The organism is Mesorhizobium sp. KR9-304, from assembly GCF_040049215.1.
Lineage (GTDB): Bacteria > Pseudomonadota > Alphaproteobacteria > Rhizobiales > Rhizobiaceae > Mesorhizobium_K.
The window spans coordinates 2,259,808-2,284,506 of sequence record NZ_JBDZDN010000001.1; the positions used below are offsets into that span (position 1 = coordinate 2,259,808).

13 protein-coding genes are annotated in these 24,699 nt (G+C 58.4%); 5 read left to right on the forward strand and 8 right to left on the reverse strand.

Annotation, left to right across the window (positions count from 1 at the left end):
• Nucleotides 1-485: 485 nt before the first annotated feature.
• From ABLE71_RS10885 to ABLE71_RS10895, 3 genes are all read right to left on the reverse strand, one after another.
• On the reverse strand, nucleotides 486-1,355 hold the full coding sequence (locus ABLE71_RS10885; protein ID WP_348783355.1) for a hypothetical protein: 870 nt from the start codon (nucleotides 1,353-1,355) through the stop codon (nucleotides 486-488).
• A 278-nt stretch (nucleotides 1,356-1,633) separates the two neighbouring features.
• Complete coding sequence (locus ABLE71_RS10890; RefSeq protein WP_348783356.1) at nucleotides 1,634-8,092, reverse strand: hypothetical protein; 6,459 nt, start codon at nucleotides 8,090-8,092, stop codon at nucleotides 1,634-1,636.
• Nucleotides 8,093-8,094: 2 nt separating this feature from the next.
• Complete coding sequence (locus tag ABLE71_RS10895) at nucleotides 8,095-15,609, reverse strand: hypothetical protein (RefSeq protein WP_348783357.1); 7,515 nt, start codon at nucleotides 15,607-15,609, stop codon at nucleotides 8,095-8,097.
• Between the two features lie 366 nt (nucleotides 15,610-15,975).
• On the opposite strand from ABLE71_RS10895, the gene ABLE71_RS10900 reads away from it, so the two are divergent.
• The 5 genes from ABLE71_RS10900 to ABLE71_RS10920 all read left to right on the forward strand — a co-directional run bounded on the left by ABLE71_RS10900 (nucleotide 15,976) and on the right by ABLE71_RS10920 (nucleotide 20,557).
• Nucleotides 15,976-16,839: a hypothetical protein gene (locus ABLE71_RS10900; protein ID WP_348783358.1), complete on the forward strand. Its 864-nt coding sequence runs from the start codon at nucleotides 15,976-15,978 to the stop codon at nucleotides 16,837-16,839.
• A gap of 314 nt (nucleotides 16,840-17,153) precedes the next feature.
• Nucleotides 17,154-18,944 carry an amidohydrolase family protein gene (locus ABLE71_RS10905; protein WP_348783359.1) on the forward strand — a complete coding sequence of 597 codons (1,791 nt, stop codon included), beginning with the start codon at nucleotides 17,154-17,156 and terminating at the stop codon, nucleotides 18,942-18,944.
• 358 nt (nucleotides 18,945-19,302) lie between these two features.
• Nucleotides 19,303-19,491 carry a hypothetical protein gene (locus tag ABLE71_RS10910; RefSeq protein WP_348783360.1) on the forward strand — a complete coding sequence of 63 codons (189 nt, stop codon included), beginning with the start codon at nucleotides 19,303-19,305 and terminating at the stop codon, nucleotides 19,489-19,491.
• Nucleotides 19,492-19,656: 165 nt separating this feature from the next.
• Nucleotides 19,657-20,055, forward strand: coding sequence for a hypothetical protein (locus ABLE71_RS10915; protein WP_348783361.1), 399 nt, complete (start codon nucleotides 19,657-19,659; stop codon nucleotides 20,053-20,055).
• A 229-nt stretch (nucleotides 20,056-20,284) separates the two neighbouring features.
• Complete coding sequence (locus ABLE71_RS10920) at nucleotides 20,285-20,557, forward strand: hypothetical protein (RefSeq protein ID WP_348783362.1); 273 nt, start codon at nucleotides 20,285-20,287, stop codon at nucleotides 20,555-20,557.
• Nucleotides 20,558-20,672: 115 nt separating this feature from the next.
• Here the strand turns inward: ABLE71_RS10920 and ABLE71_RS10925 are convergent, their stop codons facing one another.
• From ABLE71_RS10925 to ABLE71_RS10945, 5 genes are all read right to left on the reverse strand, one after another.
• Nucleotides 20,673-21,374 carry an HAD-IIIA family hydrolase gene (locus ABLE71_RS10925; RefSeq protein ID WP_348783363.1) on the reverse strand — a complete coding sequence of 234 codons (702 nt, stop codon included), beginning with the start codon at nucleotides 21,372-21,374 and terminating at the stop codon, nucleotides 20,673-20,675.
• A 184-nt stretch (nucleotides 21,375-21,558) separates the two neighbouring features.
• Complete coding sequence (locus tag ABLE71_RS10930) at nucleotides 21,559-22,755, reverse strand: AGE family epimerase/isomerase (protein WP_348783364.1); 1,197 nt, start codon at nucleotides 22,753-22,755, stop codon at nucleotides 21,559-21,561.
• A 49-nt stretch (nucleotides 22,756-22,804) separates the two neighbouring features.
• A complete protein-coding gene (locus ABLE71_RS10935; RefSeq protein ID WP_348783365.1) occupies nucleotides 22,805-22,954 on the reverse strand; it encodes a DUF5989 family protein in 150 nt (49 codons plus the stop codon).
• A 77-nt stretch (nucleotides 22,955-23,031) separates the two neighbouring features.
• Nucleotides 23,032-23,997 carry a hypothetical protein gene (locus ABLE71_RS10940; protein WP_348783366.1) on the reverse strand — a complete coding sequence of 322 codons (966 nt, stop codon included), beginning with the start codon at nucleotides 23,995-23,997 and terminating at the stop codon, nucleotides 23,032-23,034.
• 144 nt (nucleotides 23,998-24,141) lie between these two features.
• Nucleotides 24,142-24,654 carry an invasion associated locus B family protein gene (locus ABLE71_RS10945; RefSeq protein ID WP_348783367.1) on the reverse strand — a complete coding sequence of 171 codons (513 nt, stop codon included), beginning with the start codon at nucleotides 24,652-24,654 and terminating at the stop codon, nucleotides 24,142-24,144.
• Nucleotides 24,655-24,699: the final 45 nt, after the last annotated feature.

The window sequence follows — 24,699 nt, forward strand, 5'->3', positions numbered from 1 at the left end:
CGTTGAGCGTCGTCCGGCAGGGGCAGAGCATGACGGGCTTCTTCAACAAGGAGCCTGACCATGCAGTGCCGGAGATCAGCGGGCCTTCGCCGAACCAGGCATCTGCCCAGCAGCCGAGTCTGTTAGGATCTTTCGTCTTATCCGCGCCTGTTAACATCCCGCCGGAAACGCATGTGGCTCGATATTCTTATGTTCACGCCCCATGTCCCCACGGGCAGACTGTTAGTCAGAGTGCCGAGTTTTGAAATTACTGGGTTATGTATATGGATGCAAAAGTTGAATTTACTATCTTCCTTGGCGGGCGAGCTTTACATCTATGACCCCGAGCGTCAAAGTAGTGGCCTGCCAGCGAATCCTTGACTACAAAAGTCTCGATTTTGGCCTGGCCAACCCGGTATATCATTTAGTCTAGATCGCGGTACTCGCTGTCAACCGGGGGAGATGCGAACATTGGATGGCCGCTTCATTGGAAGGCGGCAGGTTCGCTATATGCTCCTACCTTCTACCGGCAGTTTCCTTCGGTTAAACCGAACACTTCTTAAAAGTGAAAAAATAGCTTCAAAGAACAAACTCAATCCCAAACCGAACATGGTCGTCCATATAATTAAAAGAAAATCTCGATCGGTGCGAGACGCAGAATTCAAATCGAATCCAACCACGTAGTTTAGATTATTCTGTGAGTCAAAGCTGTATTCTAGGCCGTCGTCACTTGGATCAAAACTAAACACATCATTTAATTCTGTAACAACCTCTGAGTAGAATAATACAGTTTGAATATCTGTCACTGAGACGCCGGTAGCCGTCGGAACGATGCTCGAAACCGTATGATGTGCGTCGACCCACAGCGATGGCCAGAATGTCGTGGGCCCTGCAGTTCCTCGACCAGGTCCTACCTGGATTGCCGAACCATTCCCGTACAGTCGTATTGACTTGCTTCCCGGCGACCGTCCAAACGGTTGTTTGTAACCCAAGACAAGTGATAACTCCTTACTCAGAACATCAAAAGTTTCGACTTTCGCTGTCCACCCGTTCGTTGATTCGTCGATTTCAAGATCTCCATCATGATCATTTACTGCGGCGTGATAGTTCGGATTTTGCGTCGAGAAAATCGCGGCCTCGGCGCAATTGGAGAATGAAATATAGAGGAATAGATCGTTGTTTTGGGAAACAACCCATCGCGGGTAGAAGTTCGTTGCACCGTGGCAATCGCTGATTTGAAAATTAACCCTCAGGTCGGACGCTCCGCTAAGCAGCACAGCCATTTGGAACAACGACACTGCGAAAAGTATCAATCCGGCCACAGTGGCGGCAGACTCTATGGGATAACGCCTAACATGTGAGAGCGGATTTCTCATAGATGTTGCCGGAATTGTTGCTTTCTAGGTTGCTGCCGCCCCACAATCTGGTGGATTTCGATCGAGCTTCGGTCGGCGGCCAACACTCGATGTATAAGACGCTAAGCTTCTCGCGGTCCATCCATCGTCTGTGTACTACCAAAACCCATTCCGTCGCGCTTCCTGCCGAATTGTCAGTCACCCACGGGAATGGCTGGCGAGGTTGTAACCTCAGTGTCTGGAAAATAGAGGCCAGAGCGCATAGCGTGATCCAATCACTTTGGGTTGCGTCTTGCAGGCTAGATAAGCCGAATTGGCGGCGAGACCGATATGATGCGCGCCTGAGCTTCCACCATCGCGTTGAGACCGCTGGGACTGACGCTTTCGAGCGGCAACGAGGCGTTGGCCGGCGAGAAAAGCCAGTCGAAGTCAAATGGCTCTCCGCTGGTGTTGCTCGTCGAATGCAGAAGCGACACATCGGTCCACAATTCGGCCCCGGGCTCGCCTTCGATCTCGACATACATACCCGGTCGGAAAGGGATCGGATCGTCGAGTGGAATTGCGCCATTCCCGGCTATGGACTTCGGTTTCACTCTCTGGCCGGTCGCCATGAGGAATTCGAAGGTCGGCCTGCCGTCCCTTTTTGCGATGCTGACAAATAGGCCGACGATCGCCCCCTGTTCATCTGGCCGCGTCAGGACGAACCGATCGAGCTTAGTTGCGTTTGTCCCGAGCCGAACCGTCAAAGATTTCAGGGAATCCTTGTGCGTAAACGGTGCGACGATGCGGAAGAACAGCCGAAGCCGGGCGTCTCCGGTGCTCGGTCTGAAGCCCGTCGCCAACAGGTCGAAATATGCAGTCTTGTAGATGGCTGGGACAGTGTCGAGCTTGTGGTTGCATAAAATTGCCGCGGGTGTCTCGTATTCGATCAGACGGCACGCATGCTCCAAGGTAGTATCGCTGGTTGGATGGGCGCCTAGCTGCGGTTGCCGCAGGCCGGACGCAGCGCTGCGTGCATAGACCTCGACGGGCCTGCCAAGTTCGCTAAGCAGCCGCGACGTGATGACGGCGACGTGCCGATGGACGTAGAGCGGAAATTCGCTGGTGAAGGTCGAGGAACACGGCCAAACCCCATTCTCCGGCCGCCCCCGCCCGATGCTCAAGGTTGTGTTGCTGACCGACGCAGCGAGCCGGCTGACTGGCTCGACCTTGCTGATCCATCCCTTGTCGCCCTGCGCGGCGACATGGATGAAGTCGAAGTCGCGCCCGGTGCGCGTCCATCTCAGGAAGGTCTGGGAGCTGGCGATCGTTTCCGTCGCCCTCGGCTTCAGCGATTTGTCGATAGTCAGAGTGGCGGTATGACTTTTCGAGGAAGCCTCGGTGTTGCCGCTCATATCCTTCGGCAACGACCACTCAAAGCTGGCGAGCACGACCGGCAGGTTGCTGCTCCCCTCCCTGAGGGTCGCGGATCGGGGCGAGACCAGCACCGCCGAGCAATACCTGCCTGCCGCCACCGGCTGGTGCAGCAGGAAAAGCTCGATGCCGCCGGACGCGCCCACGTCGCCGCGCTCAGCCGCATGGCGGCGTTCAAAGCGCGCGATCTCGATGGACCGTTTCGTGGTGTCGACGAGGTCGACCAGCGTCTTCCAAAGGCGGACCCTGACGAGTCCGTCAAGATCGATGAGCTGCAGCAAGAAGACTGGCCCGCCCCCGCCTTCCCCCGTCTCAACGATTATGTTGGCCTTATCCACGTCGGCACCCGACTCCGGATGAAGATCGATGCTGATCAGCCAGGAACGGTCCGGGTTGAGTGTCAGCGGCTGGCCTTTGTCCGGCACGACGGCCTCTGCGATCGTCCAGGAGGGGTCGAGATAGCGCCGCATCGCGACGCCCATCATCAATTCCTCAAGCGAGCCCTCGACGCCGTTCCAATTCACTGGACGCAAGGTGAACATCGCGTTGGGGTACGCGGGAGCCGGAGCGTTTACCGAATCGAAGGTCATCCCCATCGGTCCCTCGGGGATCACCGTAAGGCCCAGCGCCCGGTTCGCATCGAACGGCCGGTACGTCGTGTAGGGGATCGGCCCCGCTTCTTTGCGGGAGTCAAGGATCTCGACCGGAACGATCTCCTGTGGCTCGCCTTCCTTCGGCTGGTCGCGATTGAATCCGTAACCGAACCCCGTCTTAATCTCCGCGGCGATGCGGTCGGCGAGACCACCATGCGCGAACGGCGGCTCCTGCAGGAACGCCGCGACCGGCGGCGCCGGTTTCCGACGGGCGTCGCCGTCGGGCGCAGTGGTCAGCGGAACCAGCGCGCGCAATTGCGGCCGCGTAACCTGCACGCGCGACGTATCCGCCAGCATGACGACCCGTCTGGTCCATGGCTTCGCCCATTCGGACGAAATCGGCTCCTTAGTCTTCTTGCTTTCCCCCCAAGCGGGACACTCCCGTTTCCCGTGCTCACGCAACGCTCCGGCATAGCGCGAGCGCAGCACGAAGCGGTGCCGGAAGTAGGTCGCCGATGGAGCTTCCCACGTAAACTGCTGAAGGATGGTGCGGGAGGGCAGCGGCTGGAGTCGCTGCGTCACGGTATGTGCGTCGATATGCAGGCGATCGAAAAAGGCCTCGTGCTCAAAACGCGCGAGGCTTTCATCGACCGCAAGCTGCCGCGCGAAATAGACGCCCTTGTGCTCTTTGCGCCACTTCTCGTCGACGCAATCCTTTGGCCGGATATAGCTGTAGATCGGTCGGCCGGATGGCCGCCAGCGCTGCGTCGTGATGTCGATCTCCGACAGCACACGCCAGTTGGAACGGTCCAAATCCGTGGCAACGGAGTTGCGAGTGACCAGATCGTAGCGGCGCACGCGCTCGACCGGCTCGGTCACGATCATCTGCTCGGCAAGCCGGATAGCCTCCGGCGCCACCAACTTCTCGATGCGGTCGACCATGACCTCCATCCGCAGTGACTGGCCGGCAAAAGATACGGCCGTGCCCTTGTCGATGATGTTGGCATATGGCAGCAGCCGCCGGTCCAACATCGCCGGGTGGCTGCCGTTCCGCTGGAAATACTTGAGCGGGACATGCGCGTGCAGGGCAAGGTGCGTCACCGATCCGTCGGGGGCTGTCGCAAGGTTTGGCCCGTCTTTGGAAAGGGCGAGTGCAGCACCAGCCTTGAGCTCGATCTTTAAACGGAATTTCTCGTCCAGCTTTTTCAGGACCTCAACCAGCGCCTCGACGTCCCAAGGCGTGTCCTCTGTGTCGTGGATTACATTCCTGGCTGCACGGAACGCCAGCTCAGACTGCTTGAACTCCTGGTCCTCGAACTCCTTCAGCCACGTGTCCAACATGATGGACTTGGACTTCGGGTCTGGATTGTCCGCCGAATATGTATCGATCATGGCAAAATCGATCCGGACCGCCTGGACGGCCGGATCGGGAAGGCAGTCGATCAACGCCGCGAGGTCCTTGTTGGTATGCCGCAGCATGTAGGCCAGCGAAAGCGGGAGACGCAGCTTTTCGGGGAGATCCGGTCGCCGATCGAGATTGGCGTACCAGCGTTCGAAGTCCAGATAGGTTACGCGCGGCGTGGACACCGTGACCGTGCGACCTGTGGGCAGGCTCTGTGTCCAAACATCCTTGACGTCCGGGCGCACAATCAGCAGCGGGCCGCCGGCCAAGGCACTGCCGCCAACTTCAGCGAACGAAACACACAGGTGCGAGTCGGGCTGCGGTTGCGCTTCGACGACGAAACGGACCCAGCACTCCTCGGCCAATTCAGTGGGCAGCGAGTGGCTCTGGCCGTTGATGATAATGAACCGCGCGGTGCGTACGCCTGAATCCAAAGGGGGAACGATGGTTCGGAGCGTGATCGCAAAAGCCGGACTTTGGGTGACCAGAACATCAAGTCGCGGCGGCGCCCAGAGGCGATCCATGACCTGAATGCGAATCGACTTCGGCGTCCCACCCCAGCGAATGTCGGACAAGGCGAAGTCGAATGACGTCGATTTCTTGGGATTTGCCGGCGCTTGAATCTCGCCGAAGCCGCCTTTCGATCGGAACAGGTCGCAATGCGCGGTGTTGCCCGCCGTGGCGAACACGGCCGTGCGTGGATAGTCGTGCGCCAGAGGATGGACCTTGTCGATCGCCTTGCCAAACAAGGCGGGTTCGCCGTCTGGTTCGGCTATCTTCATGTCTGAGATGGCGGTCGTGCGCCTGTAGGGAACCCGAAGGACCGGCGCTCCGGCAGGCGGGACGTCTCCGAGCGGGCGCGGCCTCCAGGGCTCTTCTGGCAGTTTCTGCTGTAACTCGAGCGGCAGGGTGCCGGCGTTGCTGGTGACCCATGCGAAGGTTTCGTAGCGCCGACCGTAAGCGAGCTGAGGCAATTTCGCGAATGCCCAGTTGTCGCCCTCTTCGAAATGGGGCTCAGGCACGTAGTATGGTTTTGTCCGGTCGACCTCGCTGCCGTTATGGATGACGCGCTCGGCGGCCGCGCTTTCCGCGAAGGAATAGCCTTCATATTCGATGAACATTGGCGCACGGCCATCGCTGACCGCTGGAAGCATCGTGTGCAGCGCGGCGCTGACTTTCAACTGTGGATCGGTTCCCGGCTTGGACGGCCACGCCCAGAACAGTTCGGCCAGGTGGGCATACGCGAAGTCGGAGCCGCCGCCGTCCAAACGGCGAATTGCGACGCCGATGCCGTTCAGGGCCGTTGCAAAGTGATCGACTTTGGAGCCGTCTATGCTGGCGCCGATCTGTATGGGCAGTGGCCGGGGGAACCGGTCGGGCACGAAACGTCGCGGCTTGGTTACCTCCTTGATCTGATCGATCGTGTCGGCGAAGCTCAGGACCAGGTGCCTTCGCAGCGTCTCTTCGGCCACTTTGCCACGCCAGGCCGCGTCGACCTTGACCAGCACCGCCAGTAGATCGTCGAAGCACCCTCCGGTAGGGCCGAGGAAGCGGCCGGCGAAGTAGGCGGATCGCTCGATCTTATCTGCGATGTCCGCCGCTTTCATTCCTTCCACCTTGCCAGAACCCGCAAGAAGGGCGCGAGTGAAGCAGGTGCCGGACGCTCGTCGTACCGCTTCCGCCCCGTTGTAGGGCCCTTCGAGCAGGCCACGATATTCGATCCATCCGCGTTCGAAGGCGAGCTGGACGTCGACCGAACCTGTTAGGTATTCGTCTGCGAATTGGCGATGCGCCTTCGGCGAAGTGGAGGTCTCGACGGTTTCCAGCAGGCGCAGGATGGCGGCCTCCGCGCCGCTGTCCTCGTTGAGGCGCTGCTCGAATTCGGTCACCGCACGGGTGACTGCATCGCCGGGGTTGATCGGGTTAAGTTCGTAGAACGTTTTTTCGGCATAGGCTTGGAGCCGCTTGCCAACATATTCGCCCGGCTTGGTCTGGAAGTGTTTCAGAAGTTCGGCCACTAGGTCGGAATCTTCGACGATCTCGTTCGCTTCGCCAGCTGGCTGCGGTATCGCGTGGACGGATCGCAGCGCCTCTGCAACGGCTTTGGCCGGGGCCGGCGCCAGCCTCGTCAATGCAGATTTGTCCTTGAAGACCTTCCGGATCGCCGCGAGGACGTTTTTCGCTTGGAGCTGCTCGTTCGACAGCGGTGGCTCGATTTTCCCGAGATGGTCTAGAATGAGCGTCACCAGAGGCGCAAGGAGATCGCCCTCGCGTGAACCTTTGAGAACTTCGGGGTTGGCGCTTGAACCTTCGGGCGGTTGGATGATCGCGATGACCAGGTTGTCCAACGCCGCGATCAGGCGGGAAATTCCGTACCAGACGGCGCCATCCCAATGGTAACCTAGAATAACTTTCGTGCCGTTTGGTTTAGTCTCATAAATGCGATCGAAGGCGCAAAGCCTCTCGACACGCGCAAGTTCTGTTTTGGTGGCGTCGCGGGGCCCGAGCGCGTTTGCGGTAACGAGCATCGAGGCGGCGTGCTCCTCGAACCATCGTGTGATACGATGCACTCCGGCGGCATGCGGGTTGACGCGCAGATAGCCTTCAGGCGTCAGATCCGCGCCCGGAAACAAGTCGAGTTCGAATGGCTTGACTTGCAATTTGACCGGCGTCGTCCGCAACAGCACCGGCTTGCCAGTACCGTAGAGATCATAGCGAAGGTCCCCATACCACTCATCCGTGCCGACATTTTCCTCCGTGAGCGGTGGCAACATCAACGGAGGATTGACGCCCTTAGCAAAGGGAAGCGCGACGAAGCCATAATCTTCGATAAATTTCCTCGAGATGCGGATGATCCGCGTCAGACCGAGACCGTGACCGACCGGGGCATTCCAGGATTGTATGGCACGTAGACGGTCGCCAGCTCCGGCGGAGGTCGACGCAACGCCGTCATCCTTAGTCGTATCGTCCCGCGCCGGCGCCCAGAAGCGTTGCTGGCCCGGCATCACTGCGAGCTTCTGCTCGTCAAGCCATTGCATCAGCTCGGCGGGCGAGCCGACATGGCTCGTCTCGCCGATTTCCTGCATCGGGAAACTCGACCGTTTGAGATACTCGCCCTTGCCCCGATATTCATACACGACCATGACCATGCTTGGCGCCGCTCCGAGGAACCTTGCCATGCGTCGCCTGGCGATCTCCTCGTCGCCCGGCATGGCGTCCATCGATCCCGATGCAAGGCTGTCGATGCTGAGATTAACCGCGAAGGACATGATCTTGTTGTCGATGTCGCCTTTGCAGAACTTCTGTGGCTCCTGGTCGACCCGGCAGTGGATAATCGTCTTGACAGCCATAGTCAGCTCCTCGCCTGCTCGAGCTTCTTCGCAGCCTGGCGGAGCTTCTCCGGCTTGACGCTGGTCGAAATCTGCGTCTCGGACTTGCCGCCGCGCAGCTTATATTTGACGTTTGCTCGGGCGGTGATCTTGAAGAACCTCGAGATGCGGATCGTGACGGTCAATGTGCCGTCGCCGTCGATCTGGCCGCTGTCGCGATAGGTCATGCGCAGCATCAGCGTGATGCCGACCGTCACGATGCCGGCGACATTCACGTGTCCGGCGATGACCAGCACCACCGAGATGGCTAGCCCGCCGCCGGGCTTTCCAATCAGCTTGCGATAGGACAACGTGCCGGACAGCGTGATGAACACCTGGCCCGAGAACGGTCCGAACGCGAAGGCCAGCGACGCTGACCCGCCCGCGCCTGCCTCAACCAGCACCATCAGCTCGTTGTCGAACGGACGGTACTGGGCTTCAAGCTGGATGTAGCCGGTGCCGCCGATGATGAAGATCGCGAAGATGAACGGCCGGTCTATCGTCGACAGGTTGAAGCGATCCGCCAGCATGAAGTCCGGATAGGCGACAAGCTTGAACCGGTTCTCGATCGAGACGTTCTGGACGCCGCTTGTGCCGAAGTTCAGCGATATCGGTGGGATGGCGAACTGGTGCTCGACGCCAACGGGCATGCCGTTTTCAGTGATGGTGTTCAGGCCGCCCGGATCGCCGCCGAACAGGGTGGAGAGAAAGTCCTGGATGAACTTGAACTGCGGATTCAGCCTGATGTTCTTAGGGTCGAACTCGACGTCGAGGCCCTTCTCCTTCGTGAAGTTCAGTCCGAACTTGTTGAAGCTGACCATCGACTGTCCGCCGGCCACCATGTCGATGGTGGTCTGGATGCGGCCGAAACCGGTCTGGGTAACCTTGTCTTGATCCTTGGAAGCTTCCAGGCGAACCTGGCCGACAAGCTGCATGTCGACGAAGTCGGCCTTGAAGACGCCGACCGAAAACAGGCTCCGGCGTCCGGGCATTGGCGCATTGATGTCGACCTGGACCCAGGCCCGCGCCTGTTTCTTGTCGAAATCATGCGTGATCTTGACCGCGTCGCGGACACCGGCCGGGATCTTGTAGCCTCGGAACAGCCGATCGAGTTTTGCTCCGCCGAAGTTGCGGAACACCTTACCGATGTCGAGACTGCCCAGGTCGGCGGGCAAGAGACGGTCGCCGATCTTGTCAAACGGTAAAGATAATCCGAGGCCCTTCAGCTCGTCGCCAAGACGGTTGAACAGCGCGTTCGCCTTGGTCGTTTCGATGATGTCCGAGAGTTCGTCGAAGCCGGACCGAATGCGGTCGATGTCTGCCTTCAATGCCGCAATTTCCGGCGCCGAGGTGACCGCCGAATAGAGCTTCAAGATGTTAGACGGGGCCGCCATCAGACCGCCGTCGTCCAGCTTGCCGGCAAGGTCGAACAGCCGGTCGGCATAAGTACCGGCCGTCTCGAAGCTGCGCGACAGATCGTTCTGAAGGCGGCGCACCGAATAGTCGAACGACTTCAGTGCACCCAGAAGCTTCTCGGCATCTTTGATTGTGTCAGGGATAGGTCCAAGTGCGGCGATGAAGTTGTTATAGGCCTTGTCGAGTTCCTCCTCTACAAACGCTTGCAGCTCATTTCCCATCGCACCCAGGCGGCGAGCAGCTTCGTCGACGCCTTCATAGATGGCGGCGCATGCGGCGGACAGCTCCGCCATCGTTCCCAACGCGGCGGCCGAGAGGTCGCGAACGACTTCGCCGATGACCTCCTCGAACTGCAGGAGGCGCGCTCGCACAAGCTCCCTGTCCTGCAGGTCGATCTCGTCAGGCAGCGGCCGCAGCAGCAGATCGACGGCCGGCGCGACGACCGAATTTGCGAGGAGGGTGTCGACAAGCGCATCGGGCGACAGAGCGTGCTGCGCGGAGGCCAGCGCGGCGCGAACATCGTCGATGATCGGCACAGCAGCTGCGGGGATTGCCCGAATTTCAACTTGCAGGTCGGCACGGAGCTGATCGACCGCCGTGGTCGCGGGAATGACCACTGCATAGATCTCGCTGTCGATATTCTTGACGGGACCGTCGATGAACGAAGCGATGCGCAGCAACTCGCCGCCGATACGCTCGACGAGTAGAGTGTTGAAGTCGCCTGCGATCTCCGAGCCGAGTTCGGCGGCAATGTCATTTAGAGCGCCGGCGATCGCGTCGACATGCTCCTGCAAGATCTTCCCGATCTCCGAAAGCGCCGCTAGCATTCTGTCCATGGCCAGGCTGATGTTGCCAAGCGATTGGTCAGTGGCGGTGTCAACCGCGTTTGCGAGTACTTGAGCCTCACCTATCTTTTTCAGAGCCGCCTCGCGAAGGTCCCTTATCTTCTCCGCAGCTTTGACGACCTTGTCCTGAAGCGCTTGACTCTTGATGGTCTTCGCCTTGGCGATCAGCTCCTCGATCTTTGAACGGGGAGGTGTTCCGATCTGCGTATCCAGGTCACGCAGAGCCGCGTCGATCTTCTTCACGGCCTTGCTGACCCCGTCGGCGACGTGTGCCGTGAGGGCGTTTGCGCTCAGGCTCGCCTGCGCGACTTCAGACAGAATCCGGGCGATGTGGCCGCCGACGGCCTGCGAGACGTTATTCAGTTCGACACCGAGCCGCTGTCGGCATTCGTCGATGGCGGCGCCGATATCGTCCGCCACACTGCTGAGCGTGGCGATCAAGCCATTGCGGAACGCCTTCCTGCGATCTTCAGACCACGGCTTGGCATGGTCATAGCCTGCTACGAACTGCTCAATGCGCCGGTGGGCGCGCTCGAATACCGCGTCGACCTCTGTCTCGAGGTCGACAAGGATCGACCTTGCCTTTTCGACCCCTTCATCGAGATTGCCGATATCGGAGCTAGCATCGGCAAAAATCGGTTGAAGCTGCTTCAGCGCTGTCTTTGTGAGTGTGTCCCGAAGCATATCCTTGGTGACGGGAAGCTTGTCGAGCAGAGCAGCTCCATCGCCGACTAGATCGTGGATGGCGGTGCGCAGCAGCATCTCCTTGCGCTGCACCATGCCGATCGTGTCCTGTTTCAGCTTGTCGCAGAACGCGCCGCCGCTTTTGAGCGTCGCCTTAAAGTCTCTGAATTTGTCGAGATCACCAGGATTTACCAGGCCGACCAAGTGGCCCTTCAGTTCTTTCTTGAGAGTTTCCCAACCAGCAGGCAACCGCAGATCGGCGAGCAGCTTCCTTACTTGCTCGGGATTTTTGTCCCTTATAGCTTTCGCCAGCGGGCGATTCTGACCCTGACCCGCGATGTCGTCGAATTTGTCCTTCCCGACAAAAGTGAAATCGGGATCCTCGGTCTTCCAATACGCGATTTTGGCCACGTTGTCGGCGGCCGCGTCGCGCTTCAGTTTGGCCGACGCGTCAAGCGCCATTCCAAGCTCGTCATGCAGGCCGTAGCCGGCCGCATGGCTCGCTCGCATGAAGGTCACGGACTCCAGATCGACAAAGACCGGCTTGCCGGCACGGCCGGCGTTGATCATGGTCTTGCGAGCCGCTGGCGCCAGCCGCCATGTGAATTGGCGCAGCCCGGGCAGGATGCGGCCTACCGACCGGCGGCGACCCTCAACATATTCGTCCGTCGGACCGGTCAGTTTCTGCGATGCACTATCGGATTTTTCCGATATCAGTTTCGATGCCGGCATGTTGGCGAAGTCGAGCCCCAATCTCGACTGCCACAGATCGGTGTCGCTGGTGGTCGCCCTGAAGTCGGCGAAGAAAAAACAATAGTCCGGGTCGGTACACTCGTGACGGGCGGGTTCCTCGTCATCTTCGCCCGTGGTAAGGGCAACGATATCGGGCATCGCATATACTTGCGGCCGCTGCCGCGCGCTCAATCGGTTCCAAAGCGGAATCTTCCAGCCGAAATCACCGACATCGGTGCTCCACGCGCTGTCGACATTGATGATGCGTGAGTTGAAGCGTACCCGCTCGAAGAATGCGGAGGTCCGCTGGTCCGCGTTGGCAAAGTCGGGATAGCGGCGCTCCGGCTGGATCAACTCAATATACTCACGCACCTTACGCAGTACCGGTCGGCGCGTCCGGGTCCTGTGCGGATCTTGCTCTTTCAGCGGCGCAAACTGTGCCGAGGCGTTCACCGTTCGCTCGTAGACGACGACGTGCTTGGCGCGATGCCATGACGCGCAGATGCGGCCCAGCACTTCGACCTGCTGGCGCTGGACCTGTCCGTTATAGGTCTCGGAGATGATCGTGACTTTGCCGTCGAGAAATTCGGCTTTCTGCGTTGCGTCACCACCAATGGGGGAGAAGGCAATGCGCTCGATGACGCCGCCCTTGGACGCGGGGAACTCCACAAGGGCCTTGAACAGATTGTTCGACTCGACCGGCCAGATCGCGCCGCCCGACAGCCCGTGCGGATGATGTCTCGGCTTGTCGGCGATTTCTTGCTTCTCGTCCTTCGGTGTCTCGTTGCCGACCATCGGGGTCGACTTGACGGAGGCATCCGGACCAAGCGGGTGTCGGTGCAGGGCTGTGCCGCGCAGTGAGAAGGAGACACCATCGCTGAAGCGAGCGGGCGTGAAATCGACTGCGGAATCGAGGTCGCGCGCCCAGACTTCCAGCCGCTCCGGTCGCCGTGCCACGGCGGAGAGAACAGCGCTCCAGCGACTGCGCTGGTCGGTCGGCGCTGTGTCGCCGCCGCGGCCGGGCAGCCGACCGGTCAGCGCCTCGATTTCGGCGATGCGAGCGCCACGCGAGACACCGGTCTCCTTCGACACGTCGATGCCTACCGGCAGGCCGTACAGGAACTCAGCCCGCAGATAAGAGAGCTGGGCGCCGAGGCCGTATTCGCCGCGCTGGCGGAAGATTTCGTAGCTGGTCGATTCCGGCACGAAATAGCCGCGCTCGACGTCGCTCGGGCGGATCCAGAATTCCGCCGACGGCGTCAGCCGGAACTGGACCGCCCGATGTCGGAGCGGGGGTCGGTCCATCGATTCCGCCGGATCGGGAACGTAGGGCAGCGGCGTGTTCGCATTGGAGCCCGGTTCTAAGTCGTGGATCTCCAGGCGCCGCGGCTTGTCGGCGCTTTCGCCGATCGCCTGCGGCGGCAGGACGTAATGATAATAGGGGGTGACGACCTTGTATTGCCAAAGGCGCGTATCGCCGGAATAGGCGGCGACGGAGGCGCTGGCCGCATCGCCACGCGATCCGAGCGGGCTGTGCGTGAATTTCAAGACCGAGAATGGCTCCTGGGACAGCACCACGAAAGACCTTGGCTCACCATTCGCAGTGGCTTTGGTAAGGTCGAAGACGTCGGCCTCGAGACGACGGTCATCGCGTGGCGTCAGCCGTTCGGTAACGCGGAGCCAATAGGAGGACACACCCGGGCTGCCTCTAGCCGGCGAGCTTTTGCCGACTGGGACGAGCAGAGGTCCGGGCCGAGCGGTCCGGTCGAAGCGTGAAATATCGACTGTGATCTGGTCTACCTGTTCCGCCGGAATCCAGATCCTAAACTCGACCGCCGCATTGCCGCGAGGATAGATCAAGGCGGGCAGGCCGGCCGCACTGACTTCTCCCTCCCTTCCGATGCGCAGGTGCTGGTCCTGGTTCTTGCGCAGCTCGTCAGGAACCTGGACGCGGCCTTTGCTGCCTTTGAACCGGAGCGCGCTCAATCGTCCTGACCATTCGTCAGCGCCTCTGGGGCCGAAAATCTCTATCAGTGTCAGGTTGTAGGAGGCGAAATAGCCATCGCCGGCACGGATATCCGTCGCGCTTGACGGCGGCCACGTGTCGTCGTGTGAGAGCTTTGCTGCCAGCCCCACGCTGCCCGTCTGGAAGAAGCTGATGTCGTGCAGCTCAACGGAAAGCGTCGTTGTCCCTTCAAATCCTGGAATAAGCGTCGTTTCGCCGGCCAGCGTGAGCCGCATCGGCGGGCGCGACCAGCCGACCGAATCCGTGCTCTTGCCCCAGGCGACCAGACCGACCGGATTAAAGAGTGCGTCGACCGGAGCGCCGTAGAGGCAGAAAGTCATCTCCCGTTTGTCAGCGGCGGTTGCGTTGAGAATGTCCGGGAGGAAGGAGTGCGGCAACCCCGCCTCGCCCGCGATCATAGCATCTCGTGTCGCGGCGAGGCTGCTGTTGGCCAGCGGCAGCAAGCCGGCCCGTACCGGCTCCTTGGGATTCGCCGCGACGCCCGTCAGGTCGTTGACGGCCTCCTTCCAGAGCAGCCGGAGCTTGACCTTGCCCCCCCAGTCGCGGCCGTCGTCGCTGGCGTCGCGTGGCATCTCCGGCGGCCAGATATTGCCAGGCTTGATGTCCCAGGCCAGTTCGCAGTCGACAAACAAGGTTTTGCCCAAAGCCAATAGCGAAACGACCGGGCCCGGCGACTTATATTGCACCGAGTTCACCACAGGCCCGCCGAGCTCTTGAGCAAGCCGGATCTGAAAAGCCTTTTTGACTATCGTCACATCGCTCGCCGCGTCCGGGTAGGCGGTTTTAATCGCGATGCGGTAGATCAGCCGGTTATCGTCAAAGCGAAGGCTGAGGGATGTCGGGGCCAGCACTTTGGCGACCTCGTCCTCGTGCTTCCCGTCGTCATCGTCGCGTCCGAGCGCGAATCCGTAGTTTTCGAGGATGCGTCTGACCGGAACCTTCAGTGTGGCCGGCCATAGCAGTTCGATGGGAATGTGGTTTTTTCTTCCCTCTCCCTTGCCGTCCAAATTGACGAAATAGCCCATTCGATCCGGCTTCGTGGCGAAGCCGAACTTGCCAAGGTGCCGATCGGCCACGGCGTCGAAGGCGTTGACCAGGTAGGACTGCGGATCTTCCAATTCCTTGGAAGCATCGCCCTCGACCCAACCCCCCACCAGCGTATGGGGGACAAGCGGATCCGCGCCGCGTTTCGAGACGGTGTTATAGACCACGCCGAAAGAAAAGCCCGGTACATCGAGCGACTTGTCGTCCTTCAGGCTGCGTATCACCGGAAGCGGCAGGTTGAGATTGAAGCGAAACAGATTGTCCACGTAATGATAGAGCGCGAGCGAGGAATGCGTCATGCTGTCGGCGTGATACTTGACCTGCTCTACCAGCGGCCACGTCAGCGTGACTTTGTCCGAGACGGGCTGCTGCGAGCTGGCTTGCTCTTGAACGATCTGCTGCAGCAGGAAAGCACCGCGGAACAGGATTTTTGGGTAGTCAGGGTCCGCCCGCTTGCCGGCGAGCCAGATGACGCCGCCGGTTTTCCGCTGATCCTTGAACCATGTCAGCGCCTCGCCCTGCGTCAAGGCAAACAGCAACTTCGTGTCTCGCGCGGGATCGGGTATGCTGTTGTCCGGCTCGATGCGGCCGGGACGCCATTTCAGCAGTCCTGTGTGCGTCCCATCGGATTCCTTGTGAAAGAATATCTCGATCAGGCCGGCCTGCTTGTCCTTATCCGAAGGATTTTCGAGTGGACGGTTCGGCACCGGCGGCCAGTGAAAATTTCCGAACAGCCTGAATGCCAGAAACATGCTGTCCTTTCCGCGGCATCGTTTGCCTGGACGCCAGACATTCGGCTCCGCTATGCGCTCTGCGCAACTTCCCCACCTCCACGAACATCAATTCGTGAAGTCGATCAGGCCTCGCGGTAAGTCTACAGCCCCACTCGCAAAACGAGTTCACCTCGACCACAATTGTCTTGCGATGCGACAGTCAATCGAAGCGAGCTTTTGCTCTATTTGATCTCCCCGGATAGAAAGATGACAGAATTTTTGTCGCCGATCAAGCGTCAGTCTATTGCCACCGCGAGGATTGCGTAAGAGTATGCTGAAGACGGCAAGGTGCGATTTAGCTGAAGACGGCGGTCCTCCTTGATGCCAATCCTTCGGGAGGGGAATATGCCTGTAGGGGTGCAGTCTTTTACGACGCCGGCCGGCAATGTTGTGCCAGCACAAAATGGCAACAAGTATAATGGTCCGTTTGTCAACAAGGCCACTTTCACCCATGGCAGTGGCGAAACCTGCTCGCCCCTCGAATACCGACAATATGTCAAGGGTACTTTCAAAGTGGCAGGCGCCGCGATTGCACATAGTCTTTGCGGCAGCGATTTCCTCAGTCCAACAACGTTCAAGGAAGATGGCTGCGGCCCCGGCCCAACAGTGGATCCTTGCACCGCTTACGGGCATCGGGGGTGTCCCACCAACCCAAAGGACAAATATATCCCCAACCAGGCTGCGGGATGCAATTTCTACATGGAAGACGAGCCTGGCTTCACCAATATAAGCAGTGGAACCAGCTACGAGATCGATCTGAGCTTCAAGGGCCAGATCATCAACACGACAACCGGCGCGGTGGTGGAGACTCGCAACTGGACAGTAAAGGGTCAGACGATTGCCGCGTTTGGCCCTATAGAGGCGATGGCAATGGTTGGACTGCGAGCCTCTGACACAGTTCAAGGGGTATATGTGGGCCGCTCCCAGACGACCGGCCTGCCTGAAGTTTATGTGATTATTTCACGCGGGATTGGCGAGCCTCCACTCGACGCGGCCGCGATATCCGTCACCCTCCCTAACGCGCAAGGGGTAATGCCGCTGGCCGGTCCTGCAACGGTGCACGAGATAACTATGCGCGGCCGCAGCACAGCGACTGTTGTCTTTCCCCTGGCGGCAGAGGTCGCGCTGCCGGCTGAGGCACGCATCAAGGTGCCGGGCGGCACGCTGCGCTTTGACGTCCAGCCTGCGAGTGTCGTAGATGTGGAATAGGTTCAGTAGTTAGGAGACTTTGCCACAGTTCGGTTTCGTTCGTCTGCCCACAGAGCGGCGCTGGTAACAGTAGCGATGAGGTGAGCCGAGAGTTAAAAGGCGTGAGGGATGATTCCGCGTATAGATACAAACCGCTCATACCGGGAAAAACATTTCTAAATATCGCTTCGAGCAGCAAGGTCAAATCGTTGAAGACTATGTGCTTCTCAGAGAAACAAATTCTCCTGAGGCGGCCGTTTATCGTAGGCTAATTTCTCAGGCGTTCGATATTGACGCAACCGTGTTAAAGCTATGGGCACTGGCGGAGTAGTTTTGTGACTATCCTAAGCAAGCGAGATTTCCTGCAATATGCGGGTGCCACGGCGGCAACCATTTCAGTTGGAGGCTGTGCGCTGTTTCGCCGTCCGCTGGACGGTCGCTGTTTTGGGGGCCCTGATATAACCAATCCTAGGGCTCACCTTGCCATTGATGTGCACGTGCACGTGTTTAATGCGACGGACCTACCTGTTGCTGCGTATTTGGAACGGGTGTTAGGTCGTGATCCGAAATTTAAACGAGCTGTGCAGGCCCTCTCTCCTATTATCGAACGGATCGGCTGGTGGGTCGCGCCATCGGCGGGCGATGAGCTTCGCAGACTTAACCTGGCGGAAAGCACCATACGGGCCTGTCGGGCGGATGAATCCGTACGTCAGATTCCGTCAGATAAGCTAACGGCTCAAATTGCAAATGATCGACAGGAAGCTTACCGCAAAGGCAGGCAGGAGGTTGTTAACGCCCTTTATGCCGCTCCGGAGTATGGGGACGCCATCCGCCGCTATCGGCAGCGGGGAAAAAGCAACAGCTCCGAAAGAGATGCAGTCGCGTCGGTCATTCTGCAACTGCCAGAGAGCGTTGAAGAATACCGATCCAGTTTGAAAAGACCACTTATTAGCCGAAGGGAGATAGGAGTACGAGGAGCAATCACGTTCATAATGCAATGCTTTCAGTATCGGTACGTCAACGTCTTCGATTATCTGGACGGTTTTGCCAGAAATGCGGATCGGTCAATTGATTTGATGGTTTGCCACATGGTGGACTTTGACTGGCCAATTGCGGATGGCAGAGCGACGCTAACGCCATTAAAGGCGCAACAGGATGTCATGGCGCGTATTTCCATTCTCGCCGGTGGCCGTGTTCATTGCTATGCTGCATACGACCCCTTTAGGCAGGTCGCACATGATCTAGGGCTGTATCAGGGGGAGTCTCCCTTGGATCTTGTTAGAGATGCTGTCGAGCGTAGAGGGTGTATCGGGGTGAAGCTTTATCCGCCAATGGGTTTTGCGCCCTTAGGCAATGGTTCCATAAAACCTCAATTCTGGGAGCGGCGGTGGCTTCCAGCTGGACTCAAGGTCGCTGACCTTGGAACGCGGTTGGATAAATCTCTAATTGAGCTGTATCGATGGTGCGTCGCTGAAGACGTACCGATCATGGCGCATACTAGCGTGTCGCTAGGCCCAACGGACGAGTTTGAGTGGCTTGCCACGGCTCAGTATTGGGAAAATGTATTCAACTGGCAGAATACGTCCGATCAAAAGGAATTTGAGGGCCTGCGGGTCAATTTCGGCCATTTTGGCGACACCGACGTGGTTGACGGCGGGCCCCTCGAGAGAGCCGAAGCCTACATGAAGTTGATGAAGGAAGGAGATCGGCCAGGCCATAACGCTTTTGCGGACTCCGCATTCTTTGCGGAGGCGCTTTCCGACCCAATGGCGGTTCGCAGGCGCCTAAAAGCTCTCCTATCAACAAGGGCGAGTGGGGAGAATGCACCGCTTGCTGATAGGCTGATGTACGGTAGCGATTGGGAGATGCTGACCTATCTAGAAGATCCGTACTTCGAGTATTTGAACAAGTTTGTCGAGATTTTCGACGACTTGAACTCGAACTCCGACATTTCGAAAGGCGGCCGTCTGGCGGACAATTTTTTTGGGGAAAATGCGGCGAGGTACATGGGTCTGCGGCGCGGTGAACCCGCGAGACGTCGATTGGACAAATTCTATTCGAACAACCGCGTCAGCACGCCGCTGTGGATCCACAAACTCGACGGAGTTGTTGTAGCATCGCAGTAGCTGCACGCCTGTGGGCACCGAAGTCGAAAAGCGCTGTGCAAAGTGTTATTGCCAAGGTCCTTTACAAGACGCGTTCCACTGAACCGAGCCCTGCCAATTGTTAACCGTAACGTTGCCAAAGTCGCCTTCCACAATTTGCGTGTAGCCCCCTGACAGCGCCTCAGCGGAAAATGCACCGGGCAACCGTGTCGGGTTTGCGAAGCTTGCGGCAATCCCTCTCAAAAGCGCTTCCGTGTCGGATTGCGGATCCACAAACAGGCACCCAAGGATGTTAAGTTTGCTACCGAGAAAATCTACAGGTATTGCATAGCATGTCGTCATCAACTATCGAACCGGCGAGGTGGAAATCAAGGGGCCGATGACCAAGGAAGAGAAGGTCAAGTACGAAATGTATACGAAGGCAAAAGTTGAGTTCCAAGCCGAACTCGACGAGCTTGAACAGCTGCTGCGGGATGAGCCCGACTACGAGTATCGTAAACAGGTACTCGCGGACATCGAACACAACAAGAAGCTGCTCGAGATCGTGAGGAGGGTTATCCCGGATTGAGCAGCCAATGGCCGGAGGATGGAAGTTCAGCAGGTCAAGGCGCTATATGAGGTTGTTCGCACGCTCGCCGACGTTCTCGGCGTGGTCGCGCCGAGGGAGCGCACGGATCAGCCGTTCAACGGTTGCAACGTGTAATAAAGGCGGCTCTCCAGCAGCGAGCTTTGATTGAAGCGACAGTTCAAGAAGGCGAGTCGGGCAATCCTCTTGGCAGGCCCCGCGGCTCGCCGCTCGATCTTTCGTTGTCCGAACAGCCTACCCTTGGCGCCGCCAGACGAATCGCAAAAGAAGAAGATCAAAATCCGCGAAGGCGACACCGTCAAGGAAGTACCGGCATACGAGGCATTGGTGGACGCTATCTTCACTTATGGCATGAAGGGGAACGCTCGATACGGTGGGATGGCCCTCGATATAATCCGCACCGCCGAGCAGGCCCATGCGCGCCAGGCTCGAGCGCAGAACGAATATTGGCGCGATTACCAATCCGTAGCTCGAGACGCCATCGCTGAACTGAGGGCGAAAGGCGAGGCGGAGCCCGAGATTCTGCCGCCCCCGACGACATCGTGATCGATTGGGACAACGGACCTCGTTTCCTTGGGCCGGTCGATCAAGATGAGCTGAAAAAGTTCCTGGAAACGCAACGCCTCTGCGATGTGCTCTTGATGCAAGATGTTCTCGATCAGCGATCGGTCCCGCGGCTTGATCGCTCACCACTAAACGAGGCGGGAGGCGCACTCTGTTTGCCATGGCTCTCGACAATACCCTCCCACCAAGACTTCGGTTGAGCAATGCGGACATGTTTTCCAAGCACCGGCACTTCGACAGGATGACAAAGCGCGAGCTTCTGAAATCCCCCTATCGCGAATGGAGCAAGCTCGGCCGCAATGTGGCGCGAAGGTTTGTGTTCTGCGATCTGAGCAGAGCCAAAAAACACATGGAATTCCTGGCGGACATCGTAGGGTACGCTTCATCACGTGTCCTCGACGTGGAGGCGATTGCGCAAGGCGTTTTTAATGCAGACGCGCGTTCTTTCTTTGGACAGCACGGCATTACGATCGACGGGTTCTAAGTCATCGGCACCTCCATCCGTGAGCTTGACCGGGATGGTGAATGGCAGCGCCAACAAGGTGAAGAAGCCGGCGCTCAAAGAGGAGCGTCATGAAGTCCATTCTCGCAACGGTAGTTCAAATGTTTATTGGCCAGTTTTCTTCGCAAAGTAATTTCATAGCCGTGAGAATATTATCGGTAATATTGACACGTATATCTTGGGCTTCGAAATTTAGTGATATTTGCGCTTCCGATTCGCCCAATCCGGTACGCACCAAAACACCCCGCTCGATGCCGGCATTCGCAGCCGCTTCGATGTCGGACCATCGATCACCTACCAGGATCGATTTTCGCAGATTGAGACCGGCTTTCTTGGCTACGGCCGAAATCATCCCGGGGTTTGGTTTACGCCAGGGATGAGACGCCATCGAGAAAGGCGGCGGGGCATCTCGATGATACGCGCAGGCGGCAACGAAATCGACGTGGCAGCGGAAAATGTGGAGCTGCCTATAGAGCTCGGTTTGAACATCCGCAAAGTCTTTCCAAGTGTAGTGGCCGCGCCCTATACCCGACTGGTTGGTCACAATAACTATCGGAACACCCAAGCTGTTACCCAACTCGATAGCGCTGGCTGCTCCCTCAATCAGCCGAACTTGCTCGGGACGTCCCAGATAACCCGTATCCTCCAGAACCACGCCGTCGCGGTCAAGGAACAGCCCGGGCAAGCCGGTCCACGTGCGGCGCGTCAGGTCCTCCATCCAGAGGCCGACCCCGTCGCAAATACGCGCGTCGAGCTCGGGGTCAGGACCTTTGATCTGGTCGGAATGGTCTGAGGTCATCTGGCCCGATACAAGAAGCGAAGACGAAGGAAGCCTTCGAGCTTTCGAGCCTTCGCGACACGGTTGCAGGCCAGATGGATCACAAACGGCCGCGACCGGCGGCGGCGAGCCGCTCGCTCAATGGAGCCCCATCGATCTTCGCGTCTCTCTCTGCATCTCTTTGCCGTTTCAGGGGCCATTCCAATCACATTAATGGGGCCTGACCCTGGCTTTTTCTGACTGTATTAAACACACGGTCGGCTTCAGCTATTCCAAGAACTAGATGGTACAAAGTGCTCGCCGGCACGAAATCGATCTTAAGAGACCCATCAGGGCTGAAGTGATCGAGCCAGCCAGCAGCAAAAGGTTTTCCGAGAAAACGGCTTTCCAAAACAAGAACCAGCCGATCGACCAATTCGCGCATCGATCCCCGACCGGCCTCATGCTCGGCTGCAGCAGCCTTGATACCCTCGGCATGTGGCCAGACGCGATGTTCTCTATTGAATATGGTTGCGTCGTCTTGAACTTCGGCAGCAATCAAACCGTCGGCGAATCCCATAGCAAGCGCAGTACCGAGAAGCGCATCCGCGTATTTATCGACTCCATGTCCAGTATGGTGCCCGTACCTGCGCAGCAACCACACCCACTCGAAATGGTGCCCCGGTTCGAAGAGGTGTCCTCGATGGTCGGGTGCAGGCCGCCAATCCTCATCAAAGTGTTCAACCAATATCGCAGTGTGAGGCTGGAAAAACCGTGTGGTGAATAGCCTGAAGATTTCAGTCGCCCGCGCTAGGTATTGGTCGTTTCCCGTCACTTCGAACCAAGCGAGCGCCGCTTCGAACATATGCATATGAGGATTCTGGCGCCTGGTGCCGGCCTGGACGTCAATGCCGGAGGCAGATGAAGAGAGACGGCGGTCCAGAAAATCAAACGTCTGATCGGCAACGTCGCGATAACGCTGGGCGGCGCTAAGGCGGTATGCCCAGGCCAGTCCGTAGAGCGCAAACGCCTGAGTGTAAGCGTCGCGCCTAGCATCCACAACGGCGCCGTCGCAACTCACCGAGAAGACCCAGCCCGGTTCGTTGTCCGAGGCCCAATGCAGCCTGATCATGTTGTCGGCTGCGACTATCGCGAGTTCCGCTCCCTCGGGGAGCCAGCCCAACAAAGCCGCATGGGCGAACGCATAGATTTGGCGCCCCTGGACCATCGTCCGACGCGGCGCGGCCAGAATCGGGGCGCCCGTGAAATCAAGCCGTTCATGAAACGCATTGGCTCGGCGATCGAAGCCGGCCTCTGCCCAAAAGGGCAGAGCCGTGTCGACACACCAGAACCTGATACGATCAAACGACCATGTCGTACCGAGGTCGTCTCCGGACTTGAGGTCTATTACAGGCGCCTCCATCAGCCGAGCGCTGTCACCGTCAGTCTCGTCAACGCTTGCGTGATGTCGACTAGAAAATTGCATATATCAGAGGAGCAACCGCGGATCCTTGAGCCAGGACCAGCAGGCCGCCCAGCGCCAGCGTAACGAGCACCACCGGCAACATCCAAAGCTTCTTATTCTCGACCATAAATGAGAGCAGTTCCCGCAAGACCGTCATTTGGATCGCGTCCTATCTGTATTGCCGTTAATTCCCATAAAAACCCGGCGAATTGCAATAGACGGCAAACCGTCAAGCTAGGTTAGAACCTGTCGCAGGATCTCGGCGGTACGTTCGGAAACGTGGGGAAGTTTGTCAATCAACCTGCCTGGTTCGAATGACGGCAGTAGCCGTCTCTGCTCACCACGTAGCGCAACCAATGCCTTCGTCAGCTCTCTATTATAATCTGAGGGGATTCGACGCGTCACGTCATTTTGGGTCTGCCGGCAGTCCGAAAGATCTGCCGGCAGGGCACTACGTCGGAGTTCATGCTCGATTGTCCGACGAGCGGCGGTGTTTGTGCCGATCAGGTCAATGTCCAACAGAATGTCGCTGGCAATGCATGCCTGAACGCTGGAGGCAATCCAGATAGTTATGTAGGCGGTAAAGCAGTCAATGTCGCGGAACGCGGCTTGCTTGCCGCGGTTCCAATTGCTGACAAGTTCATTAAATCCGGATACGTGAGAAAAGGACCCAGGGCGACGCTTTTCAATGCAATAAGCCGTGAGGAGCGTACGGTTCTTGAAATAGGGGTGTTTGCCGAACGAGACCCACTGATCCCAAGGGTTTCGAATTTGCGCGACGTGTAACCCCGAAAAATTTGCTTTGATCCAGAGGGATCTCATCTGGCTTCTACAAAAGCACAAAGCGGGTCTGTGCCCTGAGGCGGCCGCGCCGGATATCAGGCCAGATAGGTAGTTCCGGAGGGGGATGTCTTTCTCATCCGCATCGAGCAAATACCGTTCATACGAAATGCTTCTGTCAAATTGCAGTCGGTCGGAGGCGATCAGGTCACGATATTCATAGAAGTAGTGCTTACCGACGGTTGGATGGTTGTCGCCGTCGAAAGCACGCGCCGCGGCGGTGTCGAGCCTCTGTGGTGTCCAGAGCGGGAGTTCTTCGTTCAGCGGTTCGTAGTAGGCGACAAAGCGACTATCATCCCGGAACTTCGCCCATAGCCATGTGCTGCCTGATCTGAACCACGAATGTACGAAAACCGTCATGGCTCAGACTTCAACGCGGATAGGCGGCCGTCAGAGTCGAGAGTATGCACAGCCATGATCTAGTCTTTGTCCGATCCGATCGCATCTCCGTTCCTCCGGCCCCGAGCCGCAGATTGCCAATGGCGTCGGAGACCAAAGCAAAGCTTATTGCCTCGCTTGCGCCACGCTGGACCAAGCCGCCTTGAATCCGGACAGGTCGAACTGCAATTGCACAGTTTTGCCGTCTATCCCTTGCCAGGTGGTGTGGAGCGCCTGCCCGGATAGCATAGTTTTCAACAATGAGGCGGAAACTTCGAAAGTTGAACGACAGCCTTGGCGGCTGCAATGGTCAAATCGCAGAAGAGTCTCGGGGTTTCCATCGACGCGCACCGATAGCCCCGCGCTCAGCTTGGTGTTGAGGGGAATGGTGATGGTTCCTGCGGGCTGACGGTCGGGACCTGGAATGCCAAACGATGCAACCATTATGACCTCACGCCCAACCGTGACATTCTGCTGTACAATGCACTGTTCAGCTTCGCTGCCAGCGGGGCCTTGGCACTGTCTGGTCCACGGAGCTGCCAGCGCCGAGTTAGTCAGTGCGGCAAGAACCCCTATCGCGATGGCGCCGATTTGCGCGATCGCCGCCGCCCGCCTTCTATCCCCCATTTCGCTCTGCATAATACCTCCGTGTGTTGCCCCGTCCGGATCTTGGTTCGATCCGCG

Excerpts from the sequence above, each read along its gene's own strand:
- ABLE71_RS10885 (WP_348783355.1), bottom strand. The coding sequence starts at position 1,355 with ATGAGAAATCCGCTCTCACATGTTAGGCGTTATCCCATAGAGTCTGCC.
- ABLE71_RS10890 (WP_348783356.1), bottom strand. The coding sequence starts at position 8,092 with ATGGCTGTCAAGACGATTATCCACTGCCGGGTCGACCAGGAGCCACAG.
- ABLE71_RS10895 (WP_348783357.1), bottom strand. The coding sequence starts at position 15,609 with ATGTTTCTGGCATTCAGGCTGTTCGGAAATTTTCACTGGCCGCCGGTG.
- ABLE71_RS10900 (WP_348783358.1), top strand. The coding sequence starts at position 15,976 with ATGCCTGTAGGGGTGCAGTCTTTTACGACGCCGGCCGGCAATGTTGTG.
- ABLE71_RS10910 (WP_348783360.1), top strand. The coding sequence starts at position 19,303 with ATGACCAAGGAAGAGAAGGTCAAGTACGAAATGTATACGAAGGCAAAA.
- ABLE71_RS10920 (WP_348783362.1), top strand. The coding sequence starts at position 20,285 with ATGTTTTCCAAGCACCGGCACTTCGACAGGATGACAAAGCGCGAGCTT.
- ABLE71_RS10925 (WP_348783363.1), bottom strand. The coding sequence starts at position 21,374 with ATGACCTCAGACCATTCCGACCAGATCAAAGGTCCTGACCCCGAGCTC.
- ABLE71_RS10930 (WP_348783364.1), bottom strand. The coding sequence starts at position 22,755 with ATGGAGGCGCCTGTAATAGACCTCAAGTCCGGAGACGACCTCGGTACG.
- ABLE71_RS10935 (WP_348783365.1), bottom strand. The coding sequence starts at position 22,954 with ATGACGGTCTTGCGGGAACTGCTCTCATTTATGGTCGAGAATAAGAAG.
- ABLE71_RS10940 (WP_348783366.1), bottom strand. The coding sequence starts at position 23,997 with ATGACGGTTTTCGTACATTCGTGGTTCAGATCAGGCAGCACATGGCTA.
- ABLE71_RS10945 (WP_348783367.1), bottom strand. The coding sequence starts at position 24,654 with ATGCAGAGCGAAATGGGGGATAGAAGGCGGGCGGCGGCGATCGCGCAA.